The sequence below is a fragment of the Nocardiopsis aegyptia genome (genome assembly GCF_013410755.1).
Classification (GTDB): domain Bacteria; phylum Actinomycetota; class Actinomycetes; order Streptosporangiales; family Streptosporangiaceae; genus Nocardiopsis; species Nocardiopsis aegyptia.
The window spans coordinates 6,701,810-6,726,668 of the sequence record NZ_JACCFS010000001.1; the positions used below are offsets into that span (position 1 = coordinate 6,701,810).

General features: G+C 71.8%; 28 protein-coding genes. 12 read left to right on the forward strand and 16 right to left on the reverse strand.

Annotated features, from left to right (window positions below; genetic code table 11):
- The first annotated feature begins 115 nt into the window (after positions 1–115).
- The gene (locus HNR10_RS29625) at positions 116–346 is read left to right on the forward strand and encodes a hypothetical protein (protein WP_246406474.1); all 231 of its coding nucleotides are present in this window, start codon (positions 116–118) and stop codon (positions 344–346) included.
- Between the two features lie 90 nt (positions 347–436).
- On the opposite strand, the gene HNR10_RS29630 is transcribed toward HNR10_RS29625, so the two are convergent.
- The 5 genes from HNR10_RS29630 to HNR10_RS29650 all read right to left on the reverse strand — a co-directional run bounded on the left by HNR10_RS29630 (position 437) and on the right by HNR10_RS29650 (position 5,130).
- Positions 437–1,195: an NUDIX hydrolase gene (locus HNR10_RS29630; RefSeq protein WP_179829256.1), complete on the reverse strand. Its 759-nt coding sequence runs from the start codon at positions 1,193–1,195 to the stop codon at positions 437–439.
- Entirely contained in the window at positions 1,192–1,923 is a 732-nt protein-coding gene (locus HNR10_RS29635; protein ID WP_179829257.1) for an HAD family hydrolase, read from the reverse strand. The genes HNR10_RS29630 and HNR10_RS29635 overlap by 4 nt, the downstream gene beginning before the upstream one ends.
- A gap of 140 nt (positions 1,924–2,063) precedes the next feature.
- Positions 2,064–3,011: a VWA domain-containing protein gene (locus HNR10_RS29640; RefSeq protein WP_179829258.1), complete on the reverse strand. Its 948-nt coding sequence runs from the start codon at positions 3,009–3,011 to the stop codon at positions 2,064–2,066.
- A gap of 76 nt (positions 3,012–3,087) precedes the next feature.
- A complete protein-coding gene (locus HNR10_RS29645; RefSeq protein WP_179829259.1) occupies positions 3,088–4,056 on the reverse strand; it encodes a DUF58 domain-containing protein in 969 nt (322 codons plus the stop codon).
- A gap of 6 nt (positions 4,057–4,062) precedes the next feature.
- Positions 4,063–5,130 carry an AAA family ATPase gene (locus tag HNR10_RS29650; RefSeq protein ID WP_179829260.1) on the reverse strand — a complete coding sequence of 356 codons (1,068 nt, stop codon included), beginning with the start codon at positions 5,128–5,130 and terminating at the stop codon, positions 4,063–4,065.
- Positions 5,131–5,405: 275 nt separating this feature from the next.
- On the opposite strand from HNR10_RS29650, the gene HNR10_RS29655 reads away from it, so the two are divergent.
- Positions 5,406–6,113, forward strand: a complete 708-nt coding sequence (locus tag HNR10_RS29655; protein WP_179829261.1) for a hypothetical protein — start codon at positions 5,406–5,408, stop codon at positions 6,111–6,113.
- A gap of 141 nt (positions 6,114–6,254) precedes the next feature.
- Here HNR10_RS29655 and HNR10_RS29660 read toward each other — a convergent pair whose 3' ends face one another.
- Complete coding sequence (locus HNR10_RS29660; RefSeq protein ID WP_179829262.1) at positions 6,255–6,749, reverse strand: MerR family transcriptional regulator; 495 nt, start codon at positions 6,747–6,749, stop codon at positions 6,255–6,257.
- Positions 6,746–7,081: a hypothetical protein gene (locus tag HNR10_RS29665; protein WP_179829263.1), complete on the reverse strand. Its 336-nt coding sequence runs from the start codon at positions 7,079–7,081 to the stop codon at positions 6,746–6,748. Before HNR10_RS29665 ends, HNR10_RS29660 begins: the two co-directional genes overlap by 4 nt.
- Before the next feature lie 584 nt (positions 7,082–7,665).
- On the opposite strand from HNR10_RS29665, the gene HNR10_RS29670 reads away from it, so the two are divergent.
- From HNR10_RS29670 to HNR10_RS29685, 4 genes are all read left to right on the forward strand, one after another.
- Positions 7,666–8,421, forward strand: a complete 756-nt coding sequence (locus tag HNR10_RS29670; RefSeq protein WP_179829264.1) for a HipA family kinase — start codon at positions 7,666–7,668, stop codon at positions 8,419–8,421.
- Positions 8,418–8,855, forward strand: a complete 438-nt coding sequence (locus HNR10_RS29675; protein WP_179829265.1) for a DUF3037 domain-containing protein — start codon at positions 8,418–8,420, stop codon at positions 8,853–8,855. The genes HNR10_RS29670 and HNR10_RS29675 overlap by 4 nt, the downstream gene beginning before the upstream one ends.
- A 151-nt stretch (positions 8,856–9,006) precedes the next feature.
- Positions 9,007–10,281, forward strand: coding sequence for a multidrug effflux MFS transporter (locus HNR10_RS29680; RefSeq protein WP_376769783.1), 1,275 nt, complete (start codon positions 9,007–9,009; stop codon positions 10,279–10,281).
- A 141-nt stretch (positions 10,282–10,422) separates the two neighbouring features.
- A complete protein-coding gene (locus HNR10_RS29685; RefSeq protein WP_179829266.1) occupies positions 10,423–12,375 on the forward strand; it encodes an AMP-binding protein in 1,953 nt (650 codons plus the stop codon).
- 60 nt (positions 12,376–12,435) lie between these two features.
- On the opposite strand, the gene HNR10_RS29690 is transcribed toward HNR10_RS29685, so the two are convergent.
- Both HNR10_RS29690 and HNR10_RS29695 read right to left on the reverse strand, forming a co-directional pair.
- Positions 12,436–13,083 (reverse strand): LuxR C-terminal-related transcriptional regulator, encoded by a 648-nt coding sequence (locus tag HNR10_RS29690; protein ID WP_179829267.1) that lies wholly within the window; start codon positions 13,081–13,083, stop codon positions 12,436–12,438.
- The gene (locus HNR10_RS29695) at positions 13,035–14,330 is read right to left on the reverse strand and encodes a sensor histidine kinase (protein ID WP_179829268.1); all 1,296 of its coding nucleotides are present in this window, start codon (positions 14,328–14,330) and stop codon (positions 13,035–13,037) included. Before HNR10_RS29695 ends, HNR10_RS29690 begins: the two co-directional genes overlap by 49 nt.
- A 329-nt stretch (positions 14,331–14,659) precedes the next feature.
- Between HNR10_RS29695 and HNR10_RS29700 the strand changes: the two genes are divergently transcribed.
- Both HNR10_RS29700 and def read left to right on the forward strand, forming a co-directional pair.
- Complete coding sequence (locus HNR10_RS29700; RefSeq protein WP_053617527.1) at positions 14,660–15,103, forward strand: SMI1/KNR4 family protein; 444 nt, start codon at positions 14,660–14,662, stop codon at positions 15,101–15,103.
- A gap of 108 nt (positions 15,104–15,211) precedes the next feature.
- Complete coding sequence (gene def / locus HNR10_RS29705) at positions 15,212–15,880, forward strand: peptide deformylase (protein WP_179829269.1); 669 nt, start codon at positions 15,212–15,214, stop codon at positions 15,878–15,880.
- A 67-nt stretch (positions 15,881–15,947) separates the two neighbouring features.
- On the opposite strand, the gene HNR10_RS31540 is transcribed toward def, so the two are convergent.
- Entirely contained in the window at positions 15,948–16,316 is a 369-nt protein-coding gene (locus HNR10_RS31540; protein ID WP_179829270.1) for a VOC family protein, read from the reverse strand.
- A gap of 228 nt (positions 16,317–16,544) precedes the next feature.
- Here HNR10_RS31540 and rnhA point away from each other — a divergent pair, with 228 nt between their 5' ends.
- Positions 16,545–17,018 (forward strand): ribonuclease HI, encoded by a 474-nt coding sequence (rnhA, locus tag HNR10_RS29715; protein WP_179829271.1) that lies wholly within the window; start codon positions 16,545–16,547, stop codon positions 17,016–17,018.
- Positions 17,019–17,075: 57 nt separating this feature from the next.
- On the opposite strand, the gene HNR10_RS29720 is transcribed toward rnhA, so the two are convergent.
- The 4 genes from HNR10_RS29720 to HNR10_RS29735 all read right to left on the reverse strand — a co-directional run bounded on the left by HNR10_RS29720 (position 17,076) and on the right by HNR10_RS29735 (position 20,426).
- Positions 17,076–18,062, reverse strand: coding sequence for a hypothetical protein (locus HNR10_RS29720; RefSeq protein ID WP_179829272.1), 987 nt, complete (start codon positions 18,060–18,062; stop codon positions 17,076–17,078).
- Positions 18,063–18,291: 229 nt separating this feature from the next.
- Positions 18,292–18,762, reverse strand: a complete 471-nt coding sequence (gene soxR / locus HNR10_RS29725; RefSeq protein ID WP_179829273.1) for a redox-sensitive transcriptional activator SoxR — start codon at positions 18,760–18,762, stop codon at positions 18,292–18,294.
- Between the two features lie 221 nt (positions 18,763–18,983).
- On the reverse strand, positions 18,984–19,661 hold the full coding sequence (locus tag HNR10_RS29730; RefSeq protein ID WP_179829274.1) for an ABC transporter ATP-binding protein: 678 nt from the start codon (positions 19,659–19,661) through the stop codon (positions 18,984–18,986).
- Positions 19,662–19,790: 129 nt separating this feature from the next.
- Complete coding sequence (locus HNR10_RS29735) at positions 19,791–20,426, reverse strand: Rossmann-fold NAD(P)-binding domain-containing protein (protein WP_179829275.1); 636 nt, start codon at positions 20,424–20,426, stop codon at positions 19,791–19,793.
- A 125-nt stretch (positions 20,427–20,551) separates the two neighbouring features.
- On the opposite strand from HNR10_RS29735, the gene HNR10_RS29740 reads away from it, so the two are divergent.
- From HNR10_RS29740 to HNR10_RS29750, 3 genes are all read left to right on the forward strand, one after another.
- The gene (locus HNR10_RS29740; RefSeq protein WP_179829276.1) at positions 20,552–21,502 is read left to right on the forward strand and encodes a GlxA family transcriptional regulator; all 951 of its coding nucleotides are present in this window, start codon (positions 20,552–20,554) and stop codon (positions 21,500–21,502) included.
- 51 nt (positions 21,503–21,553) lie between these two features.
- Positions 21,554–22,195 carry a DJ-1/PfpI family protein gene (locus HNR10_RS29745; protein ID WP_179829277.1) on the forward strand — a complete coding sequence of 214 codons (642 nt, stop codon included), beginning with the start codon at positions 21,554–21,556 and terminating at the stop codon, positions 22,193–22,195.
- A 90-nt stretch (positions 22,196–22,285) separates the two neighbouring features.
- A complete protein-coding gene (locus HNR10_RS29750; protein WP_312889527.1) occupies positions 22,286–23,263 on the forward strand; it encodes a DUF2332 domain-containing protein in 978 nt (325 codons plus the stop codon).
- Positions 23,264–23,315: 52 nt separating this feature from the next.
- On the opposite strand, the gene HNR10_RS29755 is transcribed toward HNR10_RS29750, so the two are convergent.
- Positions 23,316–24,302, reverse strand: coding sequence for an adenosine deaminase (locus HNR10_RS29755; RefSeq protein ID WP_179829279.1), 987 nt, complete (start codon positions 24,300–24,302; stop codon positions 23,316–23,318).
- Between the two features lie 149 nt (positions 24,303–24,451).
- Positions 24,452–24,796 (reverse strand): SHOCT domain-containing protein, encoded by a 345-nt coding sequence (locus tag HNR10_RS29760; RefSeq protein WP_179829280.1) that lies wholly within the window; start codon positions 24,794–24,796, stop codon positions 24,452–24,454.
- Positions 24,797–24,859: the final 63 nt, after the last annotated feature.

Here is a 24,859-nt window from a genome sequence, read left to right on the forward strand (position 1 = left end):
TTCGAGCCGCGGGGTGGTCCGGCCGTCGGGCTCGCCGATCGGCATTGCGACCCGGCGGGTGAGGAATCCGGGCGCGCGGTAGCGGACCACGTCGCCGTCCATCGTGCCGCCGGCCGTGCCGAAGCCGAGCAGGACCCGCTCGTGGCCGATCACCGCGCCCGGCCTCTCCCAGGAGGAGCTGTGGTTCCGGATGCGCGGCGTCCTCGCAGTGACGGCCGTGGATCGCGTCGAGGCCCACCAGCGGCCCACCCCGGACTGCCCGTCCCCGGACGTGGGCGAGGCGGCCCGGCGCTGGGCGGTCACGTTCTTGGCCGCGGCGATGAGCGCACCGCCCACGGGGCCCTGACCGGCCGGGCCGTCCGGCAGGGGGAGCGGGAGCCGGGCCCGTTCCCTGGTCGAGGACCTGGCTCTCGGGCCGGCTCGTGGGGGCGGGGCGTCAGTGGGTGTGGGCGACCAGGTAGGCCAGGCCGCGCTTGGCGGTCGTGGACAGGCGCAGCCCGACCACCTCCTCGGGCGTGAACCAGCCGCAGTCGGCCGTGGATCCGTCCACCTCCAGCACCCGGGGTTCGCCCGGGTGGGGGACGTGCACGTGCGAGAACACCCAGACCGCGTAGATCTCCGTGCCGGTCGGCGGGACGCGGTGGTGGCTGGCGACGGTGATCAGCCGGCCGACCACGCCCTCCTGGCCGGTCTCCTCCAGGACCTCGCGGCGCAGGGCGCCGCGCACGTCCTCGCCCGGGTCGACACCGCCGCCCGGGAGGTGCCAGGTGCCGCCGCCGGGGAAGCCCTCGGCGATCAGGCTGAGCAGGATGCGTCCGGCGGGGTCGGTGACGATGCCGTAGGAGGCCAGGCGGCTCAGCCGGGATCGCCGGCCGGGCTCCTCCTCCGCCAGGATCCGCTCGAGCGGCACGCAGCCCTCGATCGAGGCCGCCACGGCGGGCCAGTGCTCGGCCGTGGCGGGTGTGGCGAACACGACCCGGTCCACCTGGATCGTGGTGCCGTCGGGGGTCGTGACCTCGTCGCTGAGCACGTCGAGGGTGACCAGGGTCTCCTCCGCCGCCAGCCGCCCGAGGGTGCGGGCGACGCCGGCGGGGTCCTGGCCGAACAGCACGCGCGCGCCCAGCAGGGCCGGGCCCGGGACCACGAGGTGCGCGGTGACGCGCCGGGCCGGCTCGCCCGAGGGCGCGGTGGTCACAGCGAGCCCGTGGCGGCCACGCTGGGCAGTCCGACCAGCCGCAGGAGCTCGTCGAGGTTGGCGACGGTGGTCACGCCCTCGAAGCGCTGGCGCCCGCGGCGGTCGATCATGACCGGGTGCATGCGGGCGGCGACGGCGCCGACGCCGTCGGACTGGATCTGGTCGCCGACGTGCCAGCAGTCGGAGGGGGTCACCCCGAGGCGCTGGGCGGCCATGTGGAAGATCGCGGGGTCGGGCTTGCCCGTGCCGGCGGTGTCGGCGCACACGACGGCGTGGAAGTACGGGGACAGCTCCAGGGCCTGCAGCTTGGCGTGCTGGAGGGCTTCGATGCCGTTGGTGACCACGGCGAGGCGGTAGCCGGAGGAGTGCAGGGCGTGCAGGGCGGGGATGGCGTCGGGGAAGACCTGCCACCCGGAGCGGTGCGCGTCCAGGTAGAGGCGGTAGAGGTCGTCGCAGTGGTTGTCGGCGATCTCGGCGTGGCCGGCCTGGATGGCCAGGGCGCGGATCCGGGCGCGTCGCTGCTGGTCCAGGCTCAGGTCGCCGCGCAGGTAGGCGCCGAAGGAGATCTCGGTCTGCACGTCCCAGAGGGCGCGCGCCGCGGCGAAGTCGGGGTGTCCGAGGCGGTCCATGACCGCGCGCAGACCGGTGGACGACGCCGCTTCGTCATCGATGAGGGTGTCGTCAAGGTCGAAGCAGATCGCCATGGGCGCTGCGGGTATGTTCGGCATCGTTCCTCAACTGGCTGGCAGGACAAAACATGCCAACGCTAACCCGTAAGGACGACGTAAAAGGTGTAAACCCCGCCGAATGGGATGTGGCCAAAATCACGATACGGAGGGTGCGCCCACGGCTCCACCCCTCCCGGAGGTCACGGAAGCCGCTGGAACCACAGGAGTGAGGTCACCGCCGTGGCCATGGACAGCACGATGGCCACCAGCACGAACCGTGTGACGATTTCCTCGTGGACGAACTCCGTCCCCAGGGACGACCCGATGTCCTCGTAGACCTCGGTGAGCTCCGTCTCGTTCGCCGCCTCGTAGAAGTGCCCCTCGGTGTCCTGCGCCAGACCGCGCAGCGCGTCCTTGTCGATGTCGGCGGGCACCTGGTAGCCGTCGATCTCGATCATCGCCGCGCCGCTGCCGAACGCGATCGTGGACACCGGCACCTCCTCCTCGCCCGCCGCCGCGGCGGCCTGGGAGATCTCGCGCCCGCTGGTGTTCTCGCCGTCCGAGAGCAGCACGATCGCCGAGGGCGGCGGATCCTCTTCGGAGTCCTCGTCGAAGGTCCGGATCGCCTCCAGCGACGCGAACACCCCCTCGCCGATGGCCGTCCCCGGCCCCAGCCTCAGGTTCTCGATGGATCCGATGACCGCCTGGTGGTCCTGCGTGGGGGAGGACACCACCGTCGCCGTGGAGGAGAACGCCACCAGCCCCACGTTGAAGCGGTCCGGCAGCGTCTCCACGAACCCCTGCGCCGACTCCTTGGCGGCCTCCAGCCGGTCGGGCTCGATGTCGGTCGCGGCCATCGACAGCGACACGTCCACCGCCACGATGATCGTCGCCCGCTCCCGCGGCGCCTCCACCGGCATGGCGGGGACCGCCATGGCCGCGATCAGCACGCCCAGGGTGAGCGTGAACAGCGCGGCCGGGACGTGGCGACGCAGGTCGGGGCGGTGCGGGGCCACCTGGTCCAACAGCTCCAGGTTGGTGAAGCGCACCGTGTACTCGCGGCGCTGGCGCTGGGCGAACACGTACGCCCCGACCAGCACGATGAGGAGCAGCAGCCACCACAGCCGCGTGGGTTCCAGGAAGGTCATCGGTTCGTCCCCCGTGCGTCGGCTCCGTGCGGGCCGCTCCCGCTCCGTCGTCGTGCTCGCGTGCGTCCGTCGCGGCTCATCGAGGCGCTCCCGGTGTGTGCCTCGCCAGGTGGTGGGCCGTGCGCCGCTGGTGGATCACGAATCTGGCGATATCCACCACCCAGTCACGGTCTGTCCGCAATATGAGGTGGTGTACCCCGCAGCGACGCAACGCATCGCGCACGGCCTCCCTCTGGGCCGCCGCCGCCCGGCGATAGCGCTCACGGACGGACCGGGTCAGCCGGACGTCCTTGACCCGCCCCGACCTCGGGTCGCGCAGGGCGACGTCACCGACGTCGGGCACGTCCAGCTCCCGGGGGTCGACGACCTCCACCACCAGGACCTGGTGGCGCTGGGCCAACTGGCGCAGCGGCCGCTCCCACAGCACCTCCCCGCCGAAGGCCGGCGTGTCCAGGAAGTCCGAGACCACCACTCGCAGCCCCCGCCGGCGGCGCGTGCGCACCAGGTCCTCGATCGCGTCGGCCAGCGTCGCCCGGTGCGGGGAGGGCGCGCGCTCGTCACCCGTCGGGGCGGCGGCGATCGTGGCCAGCAGCGCCAGCAGAGCCTCCTTGCCCGACCGGGCCGGCCACCGCCGGATGTTGCCCCGGTGCAGGAAGTGCGCGCCGAACCGGTCGCCCACCCGCTGGGTCAGCAGGTTGGCGGCCACCATCGCTCCGACGGCCACGTCGCGCTTGGAGCGCTCCCCGGTCCCGAAGTCCATGCTCGGGGACAGGTCCAGCAGCGTCCAGCTCTCCAGCTCGCGGTCGGCCACCAGGTCGCGCACGTGCGGGGTGTCGGTCCGCGCCGTCACCGCCCAGTCCATCAGCCGCACGTCGTCCTCGCCCGGCTGGTACAGGCGGGCCTCGGCCGCCTCCGAACCGGGGCCGAGCCGCAACCCGAGGTGCTCGCCGTGCAGAAGTCCGTCCAGGCGGTGCACGATGCGCAGGTCCAGACGGCGCAGGGCGGCGCGCAGGCGTGGATCGGTACCGATCGCGGGCATGTTCACGGGCGACTACCTCGCCGACGCGAAGGAGGCCGACTCGCCGCTGGGCGGTTCGTCCCAGATCACGCGCGGCGCCGGCACGGTCGCCAGGATGCGGTCGACCACCTGGTCGGCGCTGATCCCGTCGGCCAGCGCGTCGAAGGTCAGCACGAGCCGGTGCGCGATGATGTCGTGCGCCAGGACCCGCACGTCGTCGGGCAGGACGTAGTCGCGCCCGCGCAGGAGCGCCAGGGCGCGCGCCGCCGCGACCAGGCCCAGGGTGGCGCGCGGGCTGGCGCCCACCTCCAGCACCTGGCGCAGGTCCGACATCTGGTGGTTCTCCGGCTCACGGGTCGCCATGACCAGGCGCACCACGTAGTCGGCGATGAGCTGGTGGACGTGCACGCGCTCGGCGTCGGACTGCAGTTCGCTGAGCGTCACCGGGTCCAGCACCTGGTGCGCGGTGGGCGGTGTGCCGCTCATCCGCCGCAGGATCTCCATCTCCTCGTGCGCGCGCGGGTGGCCGACGTTGACCTTCATCAGGAAGCGGTCGCGCTGCGCCTCCGGGAGCGGGTAGACGCCCTCCGACTCCACCGGGTTCTGGGTGGCGATGACGATGAACGGGGAAGGGAGGGGGTGAGTGGTGCCGCCGATGGACACCTGCCCCTCGGCCATGACCTCCAGCAGAGCCGACTGGACCTTGGCCGGGGCGCGGTTGATCTCGTCGGCGAGCACGAAGTTGGCGAACACCGGCCCCAGCTCGACGTCGAACTTCTCGGTGGAGGGGTGGTAGATGCGCGTGCCGACGATGTCGGAGGGCACCAGGTCCGGAGTGAACTGGATGCGGGCGAAGGATCCGCCGGTGACCTTGGCCAGCGTGGACACGGCCAGCGTCTTGGCGATACCCGGTACGCCCTCGATGAGGCAGTGCCCCTGGGCGACCAGGGCGATGAGCGAGCGCTCCACCATGCGCTCCTGGCCGACGATGACCGTCGACACCTCGTGCAGCGCGGCACGCAGGAGCCGGGTCGGCTCGCCCGGGGTGCTCTCCGACGCCGGTGAGGGGGCGGCACCGTGTCCGGGTGAGGTTTCTGCCATGGATTCTCGGGCGCGTCCCCTGCGGGCCAGAGTGGGAGCGCCCTCCTCCTTCCGGGTGGTGGTCGTGGCGACGGGCCCGTGGGGGCCGCCACCGCGCTCGTGGTTCGTGCGGCGCGCCCGCCGCGGCCGTGCGCGGCCGTGTTGGACGTTCTGCATCGGTGACGCCGAATATGGTGGTGATCACCCGCCTGTGGCGACACTACCCGCTTCGTTCCCCACGGACGGGGAGATGACGCGCCCGTGGGACGGGGCGGCGACGGTGAGAGGGGCTTGACGTGGCGGTTCGCGCGTTGGGGCTGAACGAGGGTGATCCACGCCAACTCGGACGGTTCCGCCTGGAGGGCCGGATGGGCGCCTCCGCGCTCGGCGTGGTCTACGTCGGCCGGGACTCCTCCGGCGACCGGGTGAGCATCGCGGTCCTGGACTCGGGCGCGGGCGTCGACGACCAGGCCAGGGCGCAGTTCACCGAGGCGGTGCGCGCCGACGGCGACGTGGTCGCGTCCCGCACCCGGGGCCGGGGCGCCCTGTGGGCCGCGGTGCCGCTCGCCGAGAACGGGGTCGGTGCGGGCTCCCTGCTGGAGCGTGCCGCCCGGTCCGGCCGGGTGGCGGCGCGCGGTCCGGTGGTGCTGCCGCACTGGGCGGGGCACCGGGGCGGCGCCGCGGTGCGGTGGGCTCCCTGGGCCGGCCGGCGCGACAGCGCGGTCGCGGCGGGAGAGGGGAACTGGTGGCTGATCGGCGGCCTGGGCGCGGTCCTGCTGCTGCTCCTGCTGCTCGTCACGGTCCTGTACCTGTGGATGCTGCAGTTCCCGCCGCCGGAGATCCCCATGACCCAGCCCGAGATGGAGCAGACCGAGCCCTCGGGGGAGGAGTCGGAGCCGGCCGAGGAGGGCGAGGGCGACCCCGCGGAGCCGACGCCGGTGCCCTCGGTGGGACCGTCCGACGGCGAGGACGGCTGGGGCGACCAGCCGGAGGACAACCTCTAGGGACAGGCGGGCTCCGTGAATCCGGAGTCCGCCTCCTACGTGGTCCAATGGAAATCTACGACGTAAAGGTGGTCGGCGCCCTCAGTTTTCGTACGCGCCTCGATGGCGTCGTGCACGAGCGCAGGACCGTGGGCACTCACCTCATGGCGCAGTGGGAGCCGATGCGCGCCGGCGCTCCCCGACGGGCCCGACCGGCCGTCCGGGCCGTCGGCCTCCAGGCTCGGCCGGATCGGTGAAGGGGATGGGGCAGCAGGACCTGGAGGCACAGACGGTCAGCTCGTCGCAGCCCGCCTCGACGGCGGCGGCCAGGGCGGTGCGGATCGTGGTGAGGTCGGCGATCCTCGCCTCGACCTCGGCGAGCTTGGCCGCGGCCCGCCTCTGCAGCCCGGCCGCGGGGCGGCCGTGCCGGTGGCGGCCGGTCTCCAGGAGTTCGGCGACCTCCTCCAGGGTGAAGCCGAGCCGTTGGGCGGCCTTGATCACCCGCAGGGCCACGACCGCGTCCTGGTCGTAGAGGCGGTGGCCGCCGTTGCTGCGCCGGGGCTTGGCCAGCAGGCCGCGCCGCTCGTAGTAGCGCAGCGTCTGGACGTTCACCCCGGCCGCCCGGGCGACCTGTCCGCTGCGCAGCCCCTGGCTCACCGCTGCTCCCCGGCGGCAGCGGCCCGCACGACCAGGGCGTCCAGGACCGCCTCGTGCGTCTGGTCCACGGCCACCTCCAGCACCACGAGGCCTGGGCCGGGGGTGGTGGTGAAGGTGAGGAACGAGCAGCAGCCGCTCTCGCGCTCGACCAGGTCACGCACCCGTTCCTGCACGCCCCGGCCGGCGGCCAGATCCAGGCGCAGGTGGAGCGGGCCCGGCCGGGACAGCGACCTCAGCTGCTCGGAGAACAGCGCGTCCCACTCGGCGACCCGCAGGGGCCGCTCCTCGGTGGGCAGCGTGCAGGACTGCGGCACCCACGCCAGGTCACTCATCGCACTCACTCCCGTCGGGAAATCCCCGGTGGTCGGAGACACCTTCGACGGTAGACCTGTACCCGGGTACCGGTTGCAAGTCCGGCCGCCGTGGTTCCAGCGTCGGCGGGCCGACAGCACCGGCCGGCGTGTGTGCGGCTCGCCGCCCGGCGGGGGAGAGGGCCGGTCCTGGGGGCGCCGGGCGGGGACGAGGGGAGGGTGGGGCATGGGAGCCCTTTCGGGGTCGGGGAGAAGCCGCTAGAGGGCGAGGTGGCGCCGGATGGCGCGCGGAATCCCTCGGAAGCGGCGTCCGGCGAAGCTCGACTTCATAAAAATCTACGTCGTAAAGGTGGCCGTGTGCTTCTGTAGAAGCACTTTTCAACACCAAGATCGCGCGGCTACGCCGCCCGCCTCCTCTAACGTTCGCGTATGCGGGTGTCGGCGTGTCGGCTCCGGCCGCCGTCGGTGGCTAGAACGTGTTCAGCGTCCGACAAACGGACTTCCGATGACCGGTGGCGGTGAAGGCGGGGGCACTGACCCGCGACCCTGAGCGTTCGGCTGAGCGGTTCGGTCCGACCGTGTCGCGCGGTGCCTATGCTGGCGTGGTGCTGAAAAAGGTGATCGTGACGCGGTACGTGCTGCCGCTGCGCGAGGGCGGATCGCTCCCCGGGTTGGTCGAGGCCGACGACCTGGGGATGTACGTCGTGAAGTTCGTCGGGGCCGGCCAGGGACGCAAGACCCTCGTCGCCGAGGTGGTCGCAGGGGAGCTCGGCCGTGCGCTCGGGCTGCCCGTGCCCGAGTTGGCGCGGGTCGAGCTCGACCCGGTCATCGGCCGCAGTGAGCCCGACCCCGAGGTCCAGGAACTGATCAAGGCCAGCGGCGGCCTCAACCTGGGCATGGACTTCCTGCCGGGTTCACTGGCCTTCGATCCCCTGGCCTACGACGTGGACCCGCTCTTCGCCGGCCGCGTGCTGTGGTTCGACGCCCTCATCGGCAACGTCGACCGCTCCTGGCGCAACCCCAACATGCTGCTCTGGCACGGGGAGCCCTACCTCATCGACCATGGGGCGACACTGATCTTCCACCACAACTGGGCCGGGGCCGACCGCTTCGCCCTGCGCCCCTACGACGCCTCCGACCACGTGATGGCGGGATGCTCTCCCGACCTGGCGGCAGCGGACGCCCTGATGGCGCCCCAGGTCGACGCCCGGATGCTCGACGACGTCCTGACGCTGGTCCCCGACGTGTGGCTGGCCGACGAGCCCGGGTTCGACACACCCGACGCGGTCCGCGAGGCGTACAAGCGGCACCTGCTCGCGCGGGTGGCGGACCGCTCCTGGCTGCCGGAGGTGGTCGCGTGAGCGGGGCCGGGCGGTACAGCGACGCGGTCACGACCGGACGGGTCGGCGAGGAACGCGACCGAGCGGTGTTCGAGTACGCGCTGCTGCGGGTCGTCCCGCGGCTGGAGCGCGGTGAGTGCGTCAACGCCGGGGTGATCGTGTACTGCCAGGAGCGGGCCTTCCTGGCGGCCCGGTCGGCCCTGGACGAACGACGACTGCTCGCGGTGGCCCCCGAGGCGGACGTCGAGGGCGTGCGTCGGGCACTGGCCGCGGTGGAGTCGCTGTGCCGGGGCGGTGCCGAGGCGGGTGCGGCCGGCCGTGAACGGCCAGGTCAGCGGTTCCGCTGGCTCACCGCGCCGCGGAGCACGATCGTGCAGCCGGGACCGATCCACGGGGGTCTGACGGAGGATCCGCGGGTCGAGGTGGAGCGCCTGCTGGACCGGTTGGTCCGCTGATCCGACGCCCGCGTAACGGACATCACAGGCATTCCACGGGTTAAAGGGGAGGCGAACGTCCCCCTCGGAGTGTTGGTATGGGAGTGGTCCCCGCCGGTGGGCACGCTCCCAGGCCGGCTTCCGTCGAAGTGTTCCCCGAACTGGAGTGCCTGTGCAGTCCCCGAAGTCACCCCCCGCCACGCCTGCCGGCTCCGCTTCCGGCGTCGCCGCGCCGCCCCCCGCGTGGACGCCGACGCGTCGGTCCGTCGCGCTGCTGGTGATGGTGCTGGGGGTGCTGACGGCCACCGGGCCGTTGGCCACCGACATGTACCTCCCGGCGTTCCCCCAGATCACCGAGGAGTTGGGGGCGAGCGAGGCGCAGGTCGGCCTGACGCTGACCGCGATGATGCTCGGCCTGGCCGTGGGCCAGTTGGTGATCGGTCCGATGAGCGATGCCTTCGGGCGGCGTACTCCGCTGTTGATCGGTGTCGCGGTGTTCACCGTGACGTCGGTGCTGTGCGTGTTCGTGCCGAACGTGACGGTGTTCATCGGGTTGCGTTTCGTGCAGGGCATGGCCGGTGCGGCGGGTGCGGTGATCGGCCGGGCGGTCGTGCGCGACCTGTTCAAGGGCGACGACGCGGTGCGGTTCTTCTCGCGGCTGGCGCTGGTGATGATGCTGGCTCCGCTGTTGGCTCCGCTGGCGGGTGCGCAGTTGCTGCTGGTGGGTCCGTGGCAGGTGAGCTTCTGGGTGCTGGCGGTGATGGCGGCGATCAGCTTCGTGCTGGTGTTGGTGTGGCTGCCGGAGAGCCTTCCGGTGCAGGAGCGGCGTCCGCAGGGTCCGCGGCGGTTGGCCAGGACCGTGGGCGGGTTGGTGCGCCAGGCCCGGTTCATGGGACCGGTTCTGACGCTGGGTCTGAGCTTCGGGATGCTGTTCACGTACGTGTCGGCGTTCTCGTTCGTCTCGCAGCACGAGTTCGGTGCTTCGCCGCAGACGTACGCGTGGCTGTTCGCGATCAACTCGCTGGGGATGATGGCGGGTACGCAGACGAACGGCCTGCTGGTGGGCCGGGTGGAGACGCTGCGGCGTCTGGGGTTGGGTCTGCTGTTGGCGCTGGTGTCGGTGGTGACCCTGTTGGTGCTGGCGTTGACCGGTGTCGCGACGTTGTGGGTGACGGTGGGGTTGTTGGCGTTGATGATGTTCAGCGTCGGGTTCATCTTCCCCAACTCGACGGTGACGGCGTTGGACGGTCAGCCGGTGGCCGTGGCGGGGACGGCTTCGGCTCTGATGGGGGCGCTGCAGTTCACGCTGGGTGGTGGTGTGGCCGCTCTGGCGGGGATGACGCCGTCGGGTGAGGCGTCGTTGGTGAGTATGGCCGCGGTGATGGCCGGTGCGTCGGTGTTGTCGGCTCTGGCGTTCGTGTGGACGGTGCGGTCGAAGGTCCGATGAGCACACGATGTTCTGTTTGCGCCTGACTGCGTCGGGTTGCCTGTCCAGGGGATTGTGGGCACAGTAGGGCTCTATTCCCCGATTGAGGCGGCTCCGGTCTGTGCCTGGTCCGCCTTCTGATGTGGCAGAGGATGAGTGGGTATGGGCGAGGCTGGTGTCACCCCCGGTGTGCGGGCTCGGGCGATGTCCGGGCTGGGCGACCTGGTGTACGAGGGGGCGTCCGGTGACGCGCATGCCGAACTGTTCTCGGTGCCGGTGGGTGATGGCTGGCGGCGTCGGACGGCGGGTGAGTTCGCCACGGACGTGACGTCGGTGGCCAAGGGGCTGATCGCGGCCGGTGTGGGCGAGGGCGACCGGGTGCTGGTGGTGTCGGCTTCGCATCAGGAGTGGGTGCGGGTCGCGTTCGCCGTGTGGTCGGTGCGTGGTGTGGTGGTGCCGTTGGAGCCGTCGGCTTCGGCGGAGCGGGTGGTGCGGGTGGTGCGTGAGACGCGTCCGGCCGCTGCTCTGGTGGAGGGCGACCGGTTGCTGGGCACGGTGACGGGTCTGCAGCGGGAGCTGCCGGATCTGGGGCGTGTGTGGCGGTTGGAGCCGGATCTGCCGGATCTGGTGTCGCTGGGTGCGTACATGGATGCGACGTCGGTGCGGTTCCGGCGTGATGAGACGCGGCCCGAGGACGCGGCGGTGGTGTTGTACCCGCTGAGTACGGTCTCGCGGGAGACGCGGGGGGTGGTGCTCTCGCACGGTGCGCTGCTGACGGCGGCGGCGTCGTTGGTGGACCGGATGTGGCCGCGGTTGTCGGAGCTGGATCCTGGGCGGGCGAGTGCGCTGTTGGATCTGCCGTTGACGCAGGTCCAGGGGTTGGCGTCGTTGGTGGCGTGTGTGGTGGGCCGGGTGCGGGTGGGGTTGACCGCGCCGGGGACGTTGATGGCGCGTGTGTCCTCGTTCAAGCCGACGGTGCTGGTGTGTTCGGCGGCGCAGTTGGAGTCGGTGTTCGCTGTGGAGCGTGAGCGGGCGCAGTCGACGGGGTGGGACTCGTTGGCGACGTTCAACGCGTCGGTGGCGGCCGCGGTGGACTTCGACCAGTCGCCGAAGAAGGGTGCGTGGCGGCGGCTGTCGCGGTCGATGTACGGCTGGTCGTTCGTGCGGGTGCGGGAGATCTTCGGTAACCGGGTGCATCTGGGTGTGTGCTGGGGCGGTGGGCTCTCGCACGAGTTGGACGCGTTCTTCGGTGGTGTGGGTGTGCCGGTGATGCAGGTGTTCGGTACGCCGGAGACGGCTGGTGCGTTCTCGGCGAACGCGGTGGGTGACCGTGTGGCCGGGTCGGTGGGTCGTGTGTTGGACGACCGTGAGTTGTGGGTCTCGCCGGAGGGTGAGGCCTATGTGCGCGGTGGCGCGTTGTTCTCGGGGTACTGGGGGGACGCGGAGGGGTCGCGCAGTGCGTTCCGTGACGGCTGGTTGGCCACGGGTGTGGCCGTGGAGGTCGACGGTTCGGGTTTTGTGGGTCTGCGTGGCCGGGTGCGTCCGCAGGCCGCGGTGGCCGAGGTGCCGGGCCGGTTCGTGGCGCGTTCGGCGTCGGTGGGTGCCGCGGTGGAGCGTGTGGAGCCGGGTGTGGCGGTGGTGCCGGCGGAGGAGCGTGTCGCGGCGGGGTCGTGGTCGCCGGAGCCGGCGGCGGTGGAGTCGGGTGAGCGGTCGGACGCGGAGCTGGTGGCGGAGTTCGAGGCCCGGTTGCGGGCGCATCCGTTGATCAGTCAGGTGTTGGTGATCGTGGAGGGGCGGCCGTTCGCGAGTGCGCTGGTGACGTTGGTGCGCGACCAGTTGGAGTACTGGCGGTTGGTGAACGGGCGGCCGTTGTCGATGGCGCCGGAGGAGATCGCGGGGGACCGTGATCTGCTGCGTGAGGTGCAGGGGTTGGTGTACGAGGCGAACCGGTCGGTGCCGCGGCATCTGGCGGTGCGGTCGTTCCATGTGTTGGCGGAGGAGTTCACGTCGCAGTCGGGGCTGGTGCAGCCCTCGGGTGAGTTGCGGCGTGAGGCGGTGTTGCGGGCGTTCGCGGAGGAGATCGACGGGTTGTACCGCGTGCGTCGCGAGCCGTAGTGGGTGTGGTGTGCCGCGGTCCCGGTGGGTGTGGGGCCGCGGCTTCGTCGTGTGCGGGGTCTATTGGCCGTTGAGGTAGGCCAGGACGGCGAGGACGCGGCGGCTGTCGTCGGAGGAGGGCGGCAGGTCGAGTTTGGTGAAGATGTTGTTGATGTGTTTGCTGACGGCTTTTTCGGTGATGTAGAGGCGCCCGGCGATGGCGGAGTTGGAGCGGCCTTCGGCCATTTCGGCGAGGACTTCGCGTTCGCGGGGGGTGAGTTGGGCGAGGGGGCCGCTCTGGTCCTGGCGGGCGAGGAGTTGGGAGATGACGGCGGGGTCCATGGCGGTGCCGCCGTCGGCGACGCGGCGGACGGCTTCGATGAACTGGCCGATGTCGAGGACGCGGTCCTTGAGGAGGTAGCCGACGGCGCCGGTGTCGTCGGAGAGGAGTTCCCGGGCGTAGAGCTGTTCGACGTGTTGGGACAGGACGAGGATGGGCAGGCCGGGGACCTGGGAGCGGGCTCCGAGGGCGGCTTGGAGGCCTTCGTCGGTGAAGGTGGGGGGTAGGCGGACGTCGACGACGGCGACGTCGGGTTTGTGTTCGGTGAGGGCGGCCTGGAGGTCGGGGCCGTTGTCGACGGCGGCGACGACGGTGAAGTCGTGTGCCTCGAGGAGCCGGATCAGACCGTCGCGGAGGAGGGCAAGGTCTTCGGCGATGACAACGCGCACGGGATCTCCAGGGTCACGATGGTGGGGCCGCCCGGGGGGCTGGTGATGTTCATCGTGCCATCGAATGCGTCGAGGCGGCGACGGATGCCGGCCAGGCCGCTGCCGGGGGTGGCGTCGGCTCCGCCGGTGCCGTTGTCGGTGATGGTGATGACCAGGCGGTTGCGGCCGTGGTTGATGTGGATCCAGGCGTGGGTGGCGCCTGAGTGTTTGACGGTGTTGGTGAGGAGTTCGGCGATGGCGAAGTAGGCGGCGGATTCGACGGGGTCGGCGGGGCGGCCGTTGAGGTCGATGGTGACGCTGATGGGCAGGTGGTGGGTGAGGGCGAGGGCGTGGACGGCGCCGTGGAGTCCGCGTTCGACGAGGACGGGTGGGTGGATGCCGCGGACGAGGTCGCGGAGTTCCATGAGGGCGTGGCGGGTGGTCTCGCGGGCTTCGGCGAGCATGGTGCGGGCGGTTTCGGGGTCGGTTTCGACGATGTTCTCGGCCATGCCGAGGTTCATGCCCAGGGCGACGAGGCGGGCTTGGGCGCCGTCGTGGAGGTCGCGTTCGATGCGGCGGATCTCGGCGGCTTGGGTGTCGATGGTGTTGGCGCGGCTGGTGGCGAGGTGGGCGACGCGGGCGGTGAGTCGGGCTTTTTCGGTGGGGGAGAGGAGGAGTCGGTTGAAGCGGATGTAGAGGGTGATGGCGCGGGGGGTGGTGATGTAGGCGAGGTAGAGCAGGATGGCGCCGGTGAGGAGGGGGAGGAGGGTTTGGGGGAGGTTGGTGGGGGTGTAGAAGCCGTAGAGGGCGGTGTTGGGGATGAGGTTGAGGAGGGTGTTGAGGGTGAAGAGGAGGTGGAGGGTGCCGTGGGCGAGGAAGGCGGCGGGGATGAGGACGAGGGAGACGCTGGCTGGTGTGGAGACGAGCCAGAGGAGGTCTTTCCAGGTGGCGGGGTCGGTGATGATGGCGCCGGCGCGGGCGACGACGCCGGAGGGGGGTACGGGGCGGTAGACGGAGGGGATGCGGCCTTGGTGGAGGATGTGGCCGAGTGTGCGGCGTTGGGTGTCGGCGAGGGTGCGCAGGAGGGTGGCGGTGAGGATGATGAAGGGGAGGCCGACCCAGATGAGGGTGAGGACGGCGGAGGCGATGACGAGGGGGAGTAGGAGGAGGGTGGCGATGTTCTGGGAGATGAGCAGGACGAGGTAGGCCAGGGTGGTGAGCGGGCCGGTGTGGTGGGGGCCTGCTCGGTGGTGTGGGGCGTTGGCCATGTGTGGTGCGGTCCGTTCCTGCTGGTGTGTGTCGGTGGTTCCATTCTGTCGTGTGGTGGTGTGTGGGCGCGGTGGTGGTGGGGCCCCTTTTTTTGTGGGTGGGGTGGTGTTGGGTCCATTCCATCGTGTGTGTGGTGGTGTTGTCACGCAGGGTGGTGTTGTTGGCGTTTTTGGTCTTTTCGGGCGTGGTGGTGGGGGGTGGTGTGTGGCCGGGTCGGGGTCGGGCGGTATGCCCCTGATGGGAGGTTTGTGGGGGTGAGAGGGTCGGATTGGCGGGTTTTTGGCGCAACTCGCCGACGTCGATTTCCCGTGGGTTGCCACGACCTGTGATGATCGGGAGTGTGTGGCGTGAACTGATCCTGCAGATGTATCCCGAGGCCGATCTGAACGATCCGGCCGATGAGGTGACCCTGGCCGAGGTGGAGAAGCACCTGATGCTGCCCCTGCCCTTCGAGTTGGCGTCGCTGCTGAGGGAGACCGACGGTGTGTCCAACGAGTACGGGGACGCGGTGGTGTGGAGTGCCCGGCGCCTGGTGGAGGACAACCTGGCGATGCGGCGCGAGCCGGACTACCTGGAGCTGTACGCGCCCTTCGACGAGATGATCTTCTTCGGCGACTCGGACATGGGTCCGCAGTTCGCCTATGTGCACACCGACTACGGTCCCGGGATCGTGGTGTGGGACCACGAGAGCGACCGCCGGCGCCTGGTGGTGGTCTCGTTGCGCGACTACCTGGCCAGGTGCTTCATCCAGGGCAACGCGTGGTTTCGGTGAGGGGTCCGCGGGCGCGGGGGTGACCTGCCGTTTCGTGCTATTTTTCGGGGTGTTGGCGGCGTGTTGGGCCGCCTGTCGTCTCCCCGAGCACGTTGTGAGAGTAGAGCCATGTCGGAGCAGTCCACGCCTGCCCAGGTAGCCGCCGTCGTCCAGGGCCGGGAGGTGGCGCAGTACCCGGAGCTGGCGCCCGAGGCGGCCCGCGGCCGGGTGCGCCGGATCACGGTGACGGGCGAGGACGTGCTGCACCGGCGCAACGCCGAGGTGCCGCGGGAGATGCTGGGCGGCGCGGAGCTCTCGCAGCTGATCGACGACATGTTCGTGACGATGTACGCGGCCGAGGGTGTGGGGTTGGCGGCCAACCAGGTGGGTGTGGACCTGCGGTTGTTCGTCTACGACTGCCCCGACGATGACGGTGTGCGCCACGTGGGGCACGTGGTCAACCCGGTGCTGGAGGAGCGCGGCGCCCAGGACGTGCTGGTGGTGGAGTCGGAGGGGTGCCTGTCGGTGCCGGGCCCGCACGCGGATCTGGGCCGGTTGGAGCGGGCGACGGTGCGCGGTGTGGACAAGGACGGCGCCGAGGTGGTGCTGTCGGGTCAGGGCTACTTCGCGCGGTGCCTGCAGCACGAGACCGACCACACGCTGGGACGGCTCTACATCGACCGGCTCTCGGCGCGCGAGCGCAAGCGGGTGCTGAAGAAGATGAGCGAGATGTCCCAGAGCGTGTTCGAGCGGCGTGAGGAGCGTACGGCGGAGCTGGTGCGCGAGTTCGGGGGCTGAGCCCCTCTGCGCGGTGGGGGGCGTCCCGGCGGTGGCCGGGGCGCCCCCTTCGTCGTGCGGCGGGGTGTCAGCGTTCGTGGTCGGCGCGGACGACGCAGAACTCGTGGCCCTCGGGGTCGTGCAGGACGGCCCAGCCGGTGCCGTCGGGGTTGCGGCGGTCCTCGACCAGGGTGGCGCCGAGCTGTTGCAGGCGGGTGACCTCGGCGTCGCGGGTGGTGCCGGGGTCGGCGCACAGGTCCAGGTGCAGGCGGTTCTTGGCGGTCTTGGGTTCGGGGACGCCGATGAAGAGCAGGGGCGGGCCCTGGGGGAGGCGGATGAGGGCTTCGGGGTCGCCGGGCTTGTCGTCGGGGTCCAGGGGGTGGCCCAGGGCGCGGGACCAGAAGGTGGCCAGGGTGTAGGCGTCGGCGCAGTCGATGGTGATGGCGTGGAGGTGCACGTGGTCCTTTCGCGGAGGTGGGGGTGTGCGGGGCCATTGTGGTGGGCGGGCCTTGGTGGCGGCAAACGGTTTTGGTCGGTGGCGGGCGGGTGTTCGGGGGTTGTGGTGGGTGGCGTGGGGCCAATTCGGGTTCTGTGGCCGTCCGCTCGGTCCGATTGGTCTGATTTTCGGCTCTGTGTGGGGCGGGTGGTGTGCTGCGGTGGCGCCGGGGGCGGTAGATTTCGGCGCATGCACAACGGGGACGAGGTCGGCGGGCAGCCGACGCAGAAGGTGGTCATCTACACCGATGGGGCGTGCAGCGGCAACCCCGGCCCGGGAGGGTGGGGTGTGTGGCTGCGCTACGGCGACCATGAGCGGGAGATGTACGGGGGCGAGGCGCAGACGACCAACAACCGGATGGAGCTGATGGCGGCCATCCAGGCGTTGGAGAGTCTGAAGCGTCCGCTGCCGGTGCTGGTGCACACCGACTCCTCCTACGTGCGCAACGGCATCACGTCGTGGGTGGCGAACTGGAAGCGGCGCGGGTGGCGGACGGCGGACAAGAAGCCGGTCAAGAACGTGGACCTGTGGCAGCGCCTGGACGAGGTGTCGGCGCGCTATGAGGTGGAGTGGCGCTGGGTGCGCGGGCACAGCGGCGACGAGGGCAACGAGCGCGCGGACGAGTTGGCGCGTCGGGGCAGGGACGAGGCCGCCGGGCTCTGAGGCCCGGCGGGGGTGGGTGGCGGTGGCCGGGGGCCGCCGCCACTGGTGTGTGCGGGGTCAGTGGCGGTGGCAGTGGTCGCAGGCCGGGCGGGTGCGGCGGGCGTAGAAGAGGGTGGCGGCGGCCAGGCCCAGGCCCCAGATGACGTAGGAGCCCACGGCGGCCCACCAGAACCAGTCGGGGAAGCCGCCACCGTAGGTATCGGGGCCTTCCAGGAGCAGGCCGGCCATGTTCATGCCGAAGTAGGCGTTCATGCCCAGGGTGGCGAAGAGGGCGGGGCCCAGGACGAGCAGGCGGGGGATGGGGCGGGTGGCCAGGTAGGGCACCCAGCGGGGCCAAGTGCGTCCGAAGGGGTGGACCAGGGCCAGGGGGAGCAGGACGCCGGCCGCGCCGAGGATGAGGAGCAGGCCGATGATGGCGATGGTCGCCTCGACGGGGTCGGCGGGGGTCGTGAGGTTGGATTCGCCGAAGGGGAGCTGGACGAGGACGCGGGTGAGGCAGCCGGCGATGGCGGTGTAGGCGGCGGCGTAGGCCCAGGCGGGTGTGGCCTGGAGCGCGGGGCGGGTGCGGGGGGTGCGTCCGCAGTGGGCGCAGTCGGCGATCCAGCGGCGGTGGGCGTGGCGGGCGGTGTGGACCAGGCCCAGGGCCATGGCCAGGGCGCCCAGGCGCGCGGCCATGGCGGCCGGGGAGATGGGGATGCCGGAGGTGTTGAGGAGGAGCAGGGCGACGACGTCGAGCAGGAGCAGGACGGCGCTGAAGGTGGTGAGCGCGGCGGTGGTCCAGGCGGCGGCGATCAGGGCGCGGGCGGGCAGGGGCGGCGCGGGGCGGGTCAGTGCGGCGGTCAGGGCGATGGTGGTGGCGGCCAGGGCGATGATGGGCCAGTCGGAGAAGGCGATGAGGTCGTCGCCGACGGGGGGAAGTTCGGGGCGGGTGTCGGTGAGGGTCCAGTACAGGCGCAGGAGGCCGTAGAGGGCGGCCCAGGCGGCCGTGGCGATGGCGATGGGGTGGGCGGTGGCCCGGTCGGCGGGTGTGCGGGTGGCGGTCATGGTTCGAGTGTGGCGTGGTGTCGGGGCGGGGGGGCTCCCTCCGTGGTGGGGTGGGGCTCCCTCTGCGGAGTGAGGCGTGGTGCGCGGCGGGCCGTGCGGGCGGCGCGGGCGGGGCCTTGGTGCGGGGGCGGCGCGGGCGGGGCGATGGGCTCGGCTGGGAGTCCTCCGCGGTGCCTCGTGCGGCCGCGGGTTCGCCTGTCGGCGTACCGCGGGGGCGGGTGTGCCCGCCCTAGGAGTGGTCCTCGGCCTTGATGGTGTCGACCATCAGGCGGCGGGGGCCGGTGCCTGCGGCGGCGAGTTCGTCGTCGGGGTTGGACAGGGTGCAGGTGTCCAGGGACAGGCAGCCGCAGCCAATGCAGTCGGTGAGGTCGTCGCGCAGGCGGATGAGCTGGGCGATGCGGGTGTCGAGTTCGTCGCGCCATTGTTCGGAGACGCGGGCCCAGTCGCGGGGGGTGGGGGTGCGGTTGTCGGGCAGGGCGTCCAGGGCCTGGCGGATGCGTGCCAGGGGCAGGCCCACGCGTTGGGATATGCGGATGAAGGAGACGCGTCGGAGGGTGTCGCGGCGGTAGCGGCGCTGGTTGCCGGCGGTGCGGCGGCTGTGGATGAGGCCCTGGCGTTCGTAGAAGTGCAGGGCGGAGACGGCGACGCCCGCGCGTTCGGCGACCTGGCCGACGGTGAGTTCCTTGGTGATGGGTGACACGTGTTCATCCTAGGGCGTGTCGCGGGGGTGGCGCCCGTGGTGATCGGCGTCCCGGTGGGGCTCTGGCGAGGCCGATGAAGGGGTTGCCTGTGGGCTGCTCCTGGTGTGGCTGTGGGCCGATGGGACGGCGGTGAGAGCCGTGTTGGGGGGCGGGCAGCAGGAGGAGGATCCGCCGGACACGTCCTGGTGTGTGGGCGGGTGGTGTCCTGGCGGATGTGTGTTCAGCCGGTGTGGCGGTGCAGGGCGTACAGGCGTGCGTAGGCGCCGCCGCGTAGGAGGAGTTGGCGGTGGGTGCCGGTCTCGGTGACGCGGCCCTGGACCAGGAGCAGGATGCGGTCGGCGCCGCGGGTGTGGGTGGGGTGGGGGGTGATGAGGAGGTGGCCGGTGTGGGGGGTGCGGGTGGGTGTGGGGTCGGTGGTGTGGATGAACAGGCGGGTGCCGGTGCGCAGGGCGTAGAGGGTGCGGGCGTGGTGGATGTGGGTGAGCAGGCGGTGGTCCAGGCGGGCCAGGGGTGTGTGGAGGTCGCGTGGGTCCAGGCCGGTGGCGGCCAGGGTGGGGGGCAGGTGGGGGTCCAGGGGCGAGGGGTTGGGGTGGCCGGTGAGGGCTTGGGCGAGGGTGTGGTGGGGGTGGGGGGTGAAGTGCTGGGCGGGTGTGTGGGTGGTGACGTGGCCGTGGGTGGGGGTGGTGCGCCCGGTGAGCAGGTGGGCCAGGGCGGTGGTGGCGGTGGTGGTGAGGCCGATGAGGGCGACGTGTTCGTTTTCGTGGACGGTGAGGTCGAGGTGGTCGACCAGGGTGGTGCGGTCGTGGGTGAGGGACACGTCGCGCAGCTCGATCAGGGGCGGTGCGGCGGGAGTGGTGTGCGGTGTGCGGTGGAGTCGGCCGCGGTCTGAAAGCCTCACGGGTGTCCGTTCGTGTGTGTGGTCGTCACCTGCCTGGGATTGTCGCGCGTGGGTGAGAGTTCTGGTGATGTGTTCGGTTCTTGTCGGCGTGTTGCGGGCGGGGCGTGGCGGGCGTGGGGCCGGGGTGGGTCAGCGCAGGTCGGCGGCGTGGTCGGCGGCCCACTGGCGGAAGGAGCGGGCGGGGCGGCCCAGGAGGCGTTCGATGGTGGTGGTGGGTTCGTGTGCGGGTGCGCGGTGGGGTCCTGTGGGGGCGGGCAGGGCCAGGACTTGGGCGAGGATGCGGATCTGGTCGGCTTCGGTGAGGTGGTGGGGGCCGGTGAGGTCGTAGGTGCGGTGGGTGTGGTGGCGGGGTTCGGTGAGGGCGGCCACGGCCACGTCGGCCAGGTCGGCTTCGTGGACCAGGGGGCAGGGCCGGTGGGTGCGGGGTGTGGGCAGGTGGCCGGTGCGCAGGAGTGGGGCCCAGCGTAGGGCGTGGGAGGCGGGTGGTCCGGGGTGCAGGAGGGTCCAGGTGGGGGTGAGGCGGGTGATGAGGTCTTCGAGGGGGTCGGGGGGTGTGGTGGTGGCGAGGTAGACGATGTGGCGGGTGTGGTGTGTGAGGGCGTACGGGAGTGTGGTGGGGGTGTGGGGGCCGGGGCAGGTGAGGAAGGCGGCGGTGATGGGTGTGGGGTGTGTGGGGCAGGTGGTGAGGGTGGGTTGTCGGCGGGTGTGCAGGGTGTGGAGCACGAGGTGGCTGACGGGGTGGTGGGGGTCGGTGACCAGGTACATGGCGGTGTCCTCGGGGTGAGTGGTGCCCCCATCCTTTGACCTGAACTTTGGTTGAGGTCAAGGTGGCAGGAAAGGTGGGGTGTGCGACCTTGTGGCCGCCGGGCGGGGTGGCTGAGGATGAGGCCATGAGCCACGAGGTCGTCATCGCCTTGTTCGAGGGTGTGCAGAGCCTGGACGTGACGGGTCCGCTGGAGGTCTTCTGTGGTGCCTCGCGCGCTCCGGGGTCCCACTACCGGGTGCGTACCGCCTCCCTGGGTGGTCGCACGGTCACCTCCTCCAGCGGGCTGGGCCTGGCGCCGCAGGCGGACCTGTGCGCTGTGGAGCGGATCGACACCCTGGTGGTGCCCGGCGGTGAGGGCACCCGCGAGATGGACGGGGAGTTCGTGGCGTGGCTGGCCGGGGCGGCGCCGCGCGCGGGGCGGGTGGCGGGGGTGTGCACGGGCGCGTTCTGGCTGGCCGAGGCGGGGTTGCTGGACGGCAGGGCGGCCACCACGCACTGGGCGCACTGCGGGCGGCTGGCGCGCGAGTACCCGCGGGTGCGGGTGCGCGCGGAGCCGATCTTCGTGCGCGAGGGGCCGATCTGTACCTCGGCCGGGGTGAGCGCGGGGATCGATCTGGCGCTGGCGCTGGTGGAGGAGGACCTGGGGCGGCGGGTGGCCCTGGAGGTGGCCCGCCACCTGGTGGTGTTCCTGACGCGGCCCGGCGACCAGGCCCAGTTCTCCACCCATCTGGCGGCGCAGGCGGCGCAGCGTCCGGCGGTGCGCGAGGTCCAGCACTGGATCGCCCAGCACCCGGGGCGGGATCTGCGGGTGGAGGTGTTGGCGCGGCGGGCGGGGATGTCGCCGCGCCAGTTCGCACGGGTGTTCGCCGCGCAGGTGGGGGTGAGTCCGGGCCGGTACGTGGAGCGGGTGCGGTTGGAGACGGCGCGGCGGGTGCTGGTGGAGGGTGAGGCTCCGGTGGCGGCGGTGGCGCGCCGGTGCGGTTACGGGACGGCGGAGGCGATGCGGCGGGCGTTCGTGCGGGCGCTGGGGTGTTCTCCGGCCCAGTACAGGGAGAGGTTCGGGTCGCGCCGGTGAGGGGCGGCCCGCTGTGTTCGATGGTGTTCGAGTGGATGGGAGTGTGTGCTGATGCGGGTGGCGATCGTGTTGTTCGAGGGGTTCACGGTGCTGGATGCGGTGGGTCCGTACCAGGTGTTCAGCGGTGTGCCGGGTGTGGAGGTGGTGCTGGTCGGTGCGTCGGCCGGGCCGGTGCTCGACCACGTGGGGTCGGCGCGCATGGTCGCCGAGGCCTCCTTCGAGCAGGTGGGGCGGGCCGATGTGGTGGTCGTGCCGGGCGGGCCCGGCCAGGTGCACCACATGGACGGTGGTCCGGTGCGCGAGTGGGTGCGGGCGGTGGACGCCACGAGCACGTGGACGACGTCGGTGTGCACGGGGTCGCTGATCCTGGCGGCGGCGGGGCTGTTGCGGGGGCGGGCGGCGACCACGCACTGGCTGGCGGTGGACCAGTTGGGTGCGTGGGGTGCGAGCGTGTCGCCCGAGCGGGTGGTCTTCGACGGCAAGTACGTGAGCGCGGCGGGGGTGAGCGCGGGCATCGACATGGCCCTGGCGCTGGCGGGGCGGCTGTGGGGGCCGGTGATGGCGCAGACGGTGCAGTTGGCCATCGAGTACGATCCGCGGCCGCCTTTCGGGGCGGGGTCGCCCCACAGCGCCCCGGCCGAGGTCGTGGAGTTCCTGCGGGAGCGCTCGGACCGGGTGCTGCGCCCGCGGTGAGGCCGGTGGGTGGAGACCGGGCCGCGCGGTGGCGTAGAACGGTGGTGCGCACGGACACAGACGACGGAGAGGCGGTAGGGCGTGGGCGATGTGGTCGAGAGCGGCGCGCAGGAGCGGGCGGTGGCGGCGCGTTATGAGGCGTTCGCGGTGCACTACGAGGAGGGGGCCTCGCCCGCATACGCCGAGATCGCGCGGGAGCTGGCCCGGGACCGGGCGGTGCTGGACCTGGTGTGCGCGCTTCCGGAGGGCAACAAGCGCCAGCCGAATCTGCTGTTGGCGTCGGTGCGCTACCTGGGTGGGCCGGTGGAGTCCTGGGCACGGTTGCGCCCGTGGTTGGTGGAGCACTGGGAGTCGGTGAGGGCGGTGGTGCTGGAGCGCTCCACCCAGACCAACGAGGTGGGCCGGCTGGCGTGCCTGCTGCCGGTGCTGGCGTCGTTGCCGGGGCCGCTGGCCCTGGTGGAGGTGGGGGCGTCGGCGGGGTTGTGCCTGTACCCGGACCGGTACCGGTACTCCTTCGACGGGGCGGCGCCGATCGGGCCCGCCGAGAGCGGGGTGGTGTTGGAGTGTGCGACCTCGGGGCGGGTTCCGGTGCCCGAGCGGGTGCCGGAGGTGGTCTGGCGTGCGGGCATCGACCTGAACCCGTTGGACGTGCGCCGCGAGGATGATGTGCGGTGGCTGCGGGCGCTCATCTGGCCGGGCGGGGCCGAGGGTGAGCGCACCGAGCGGTTGATGGGGGCGGTGCGGGTGGCGGCGGCCGATCCGCCGCTGATGGTGGCCGGTGACCTGGTGGAGCAGGTGGAGGCGGTGGTGCGTCGTGCGCCCTGGGAGGCGACGGTGGTGGTGATGCACAGCGCCGTGCTGCCGTATGTGCCCAAGGACCGGGTGGCGGCGTTCGTGGAGGCGATGGGGCGCCTGTCGGGGCACTGGGTGGCCAACGAGGGGTGGCGGGCGCTGCCGGAGTGGGCGCGGGTACGGCCGCCGCGGGAGGACGATTTCACGCTGGCGTTGGACGGTCGGGTGGTGGGTTACACCGGTCCGCACGGTCGGCGGGTGGCCTGGGCCGGTTGAGGACCGCCGTTTGCGGGCCCCTCCCCTGGTGCGGGGCGGGGCCCGTGGTGTGTCACCAGCCGGGGTGGGCGTCGACCTGGGCGATCAGGGCGCGTTTGCGGTCGGGGTCGAGGAAGGCGGCGGTGAAGGAGTTGCGGGCGAGTCGGCGCAGGTGTTCGGTGTCCAGGCCCAGGTGGGTGTGCAGGGCCTGGAAGTTGTCGTGGACGTAGCCGCCGAAGTAGGAGGGGTCGTCGGAGTTGACGGTCACGAGCAGGCCGGCGTCCATGAGGGCGGGCAGGGGGTGGTGGGCCATGTGGTCGACGGCGCGCAGGCGCACGTTGGACAGCGGGCACACGGTCAGGGGTGTTTGGTCGGCGGCCAGGCGGGTGAGGAGGGCGGGGTCGTCCAGGGCGCGGATGCCGTGGTCGATGCGTTCGGCTTTGAGCAGGTCCAGGGCCTGCCAGATGTAGGAGGCGGGTCCTTCCTCGCCGGCGTGGGCGACGCAGCGCAGGCCCATGTCGCGGGCGGCGGCGAAGACCTCGGTGAACTTGGCGGGCGGGTGGCCGACTTCGGCGGAGTCCCGGCCCACGGCGCTGATGTGGTCCAGGTGGGGGCGTGCCTGGTGCAGGGTGTCCATGGCTTCGTGGGCGGGGCGGTCGCGTAGGAAGCACAGGATGAGGGCGGTGGAGATGCCGTGGCGGGCCAGGCTGGTGTCCAGGGCGGCGGTGAGGCCTTCGATGACGGTGTCCAGGTCGACGCCGCGGCTGGTGTGGGCCTGGGGGTCGAAGAAGATCTCGGCGTGGCGTACGCCCTGGGCGGCGGCGCGGGCGAGGTAGGCCTCGGTCAGGTCGGTGAAGTCGCGGGGGGTGCGCAGGACGTCCATGAGCTCGTAGTAGAGGTTCAGGAAGGACTGCAGGTCGGTGAAGGAGTAGGCCTGGCGCAGGGCGTCGACGTCGCTGTAGGGCAGGGTGATGCCGTTGCGGTCGGCCAGGGTGAAGGCGAGTTCGGGCTCCAGGGTGCCTTCGATGTGCAGGTGGAGTTCGGCTTTGGGGATGGGCATGGGGTGCGCGGTGGCCTTTCGTGTCCTTGGGGTGGGCGTGTGGCCATTGTCGCTGATGGGGCGGGTGTGGTGGCCGGTGGTGGGTGGGTGTGGTGCGCACGCGGGCGGGCCGCCTCCCGGTGTGGGGTGCGGCCCGCGGGTGGTGGGCTTCAGCGGCGGCGGGGTCCTTCGTCGGAGCCGGGGGTCCAGTTCAGGGCGCTGGCGCGTTCCATGAACTCCTCGACGGTCAGGTCGCCCTTGGCGAAGCGGTCGGCCAGGGTGCGGCGGGCGTCCTCTTCGGGTGAGGTGCGGGGGGCTCCGGTGTGGGCGCGCACCCAGGGCGGGGGTCCGCCGCGGCGGCGCATCACGGTGAAGAAGAGCGCGCACAGGGCCAGGGCGATGAGCAGGCAGAACATGAGTGCTCCCAGGATCGGTGCGAAGGGCGGCGGTCCGCCGTGCCAGGGCGGGCCCGCCAGGGTGGTGGCCGCGGTGGCGGCTGCGGTGACGGTGTCCATGCCTTGAGGGTGCGCCCGGGGCGGGGTCGCGGGCATCGTGCGGGGGGCGGCTGTGGGTGTACG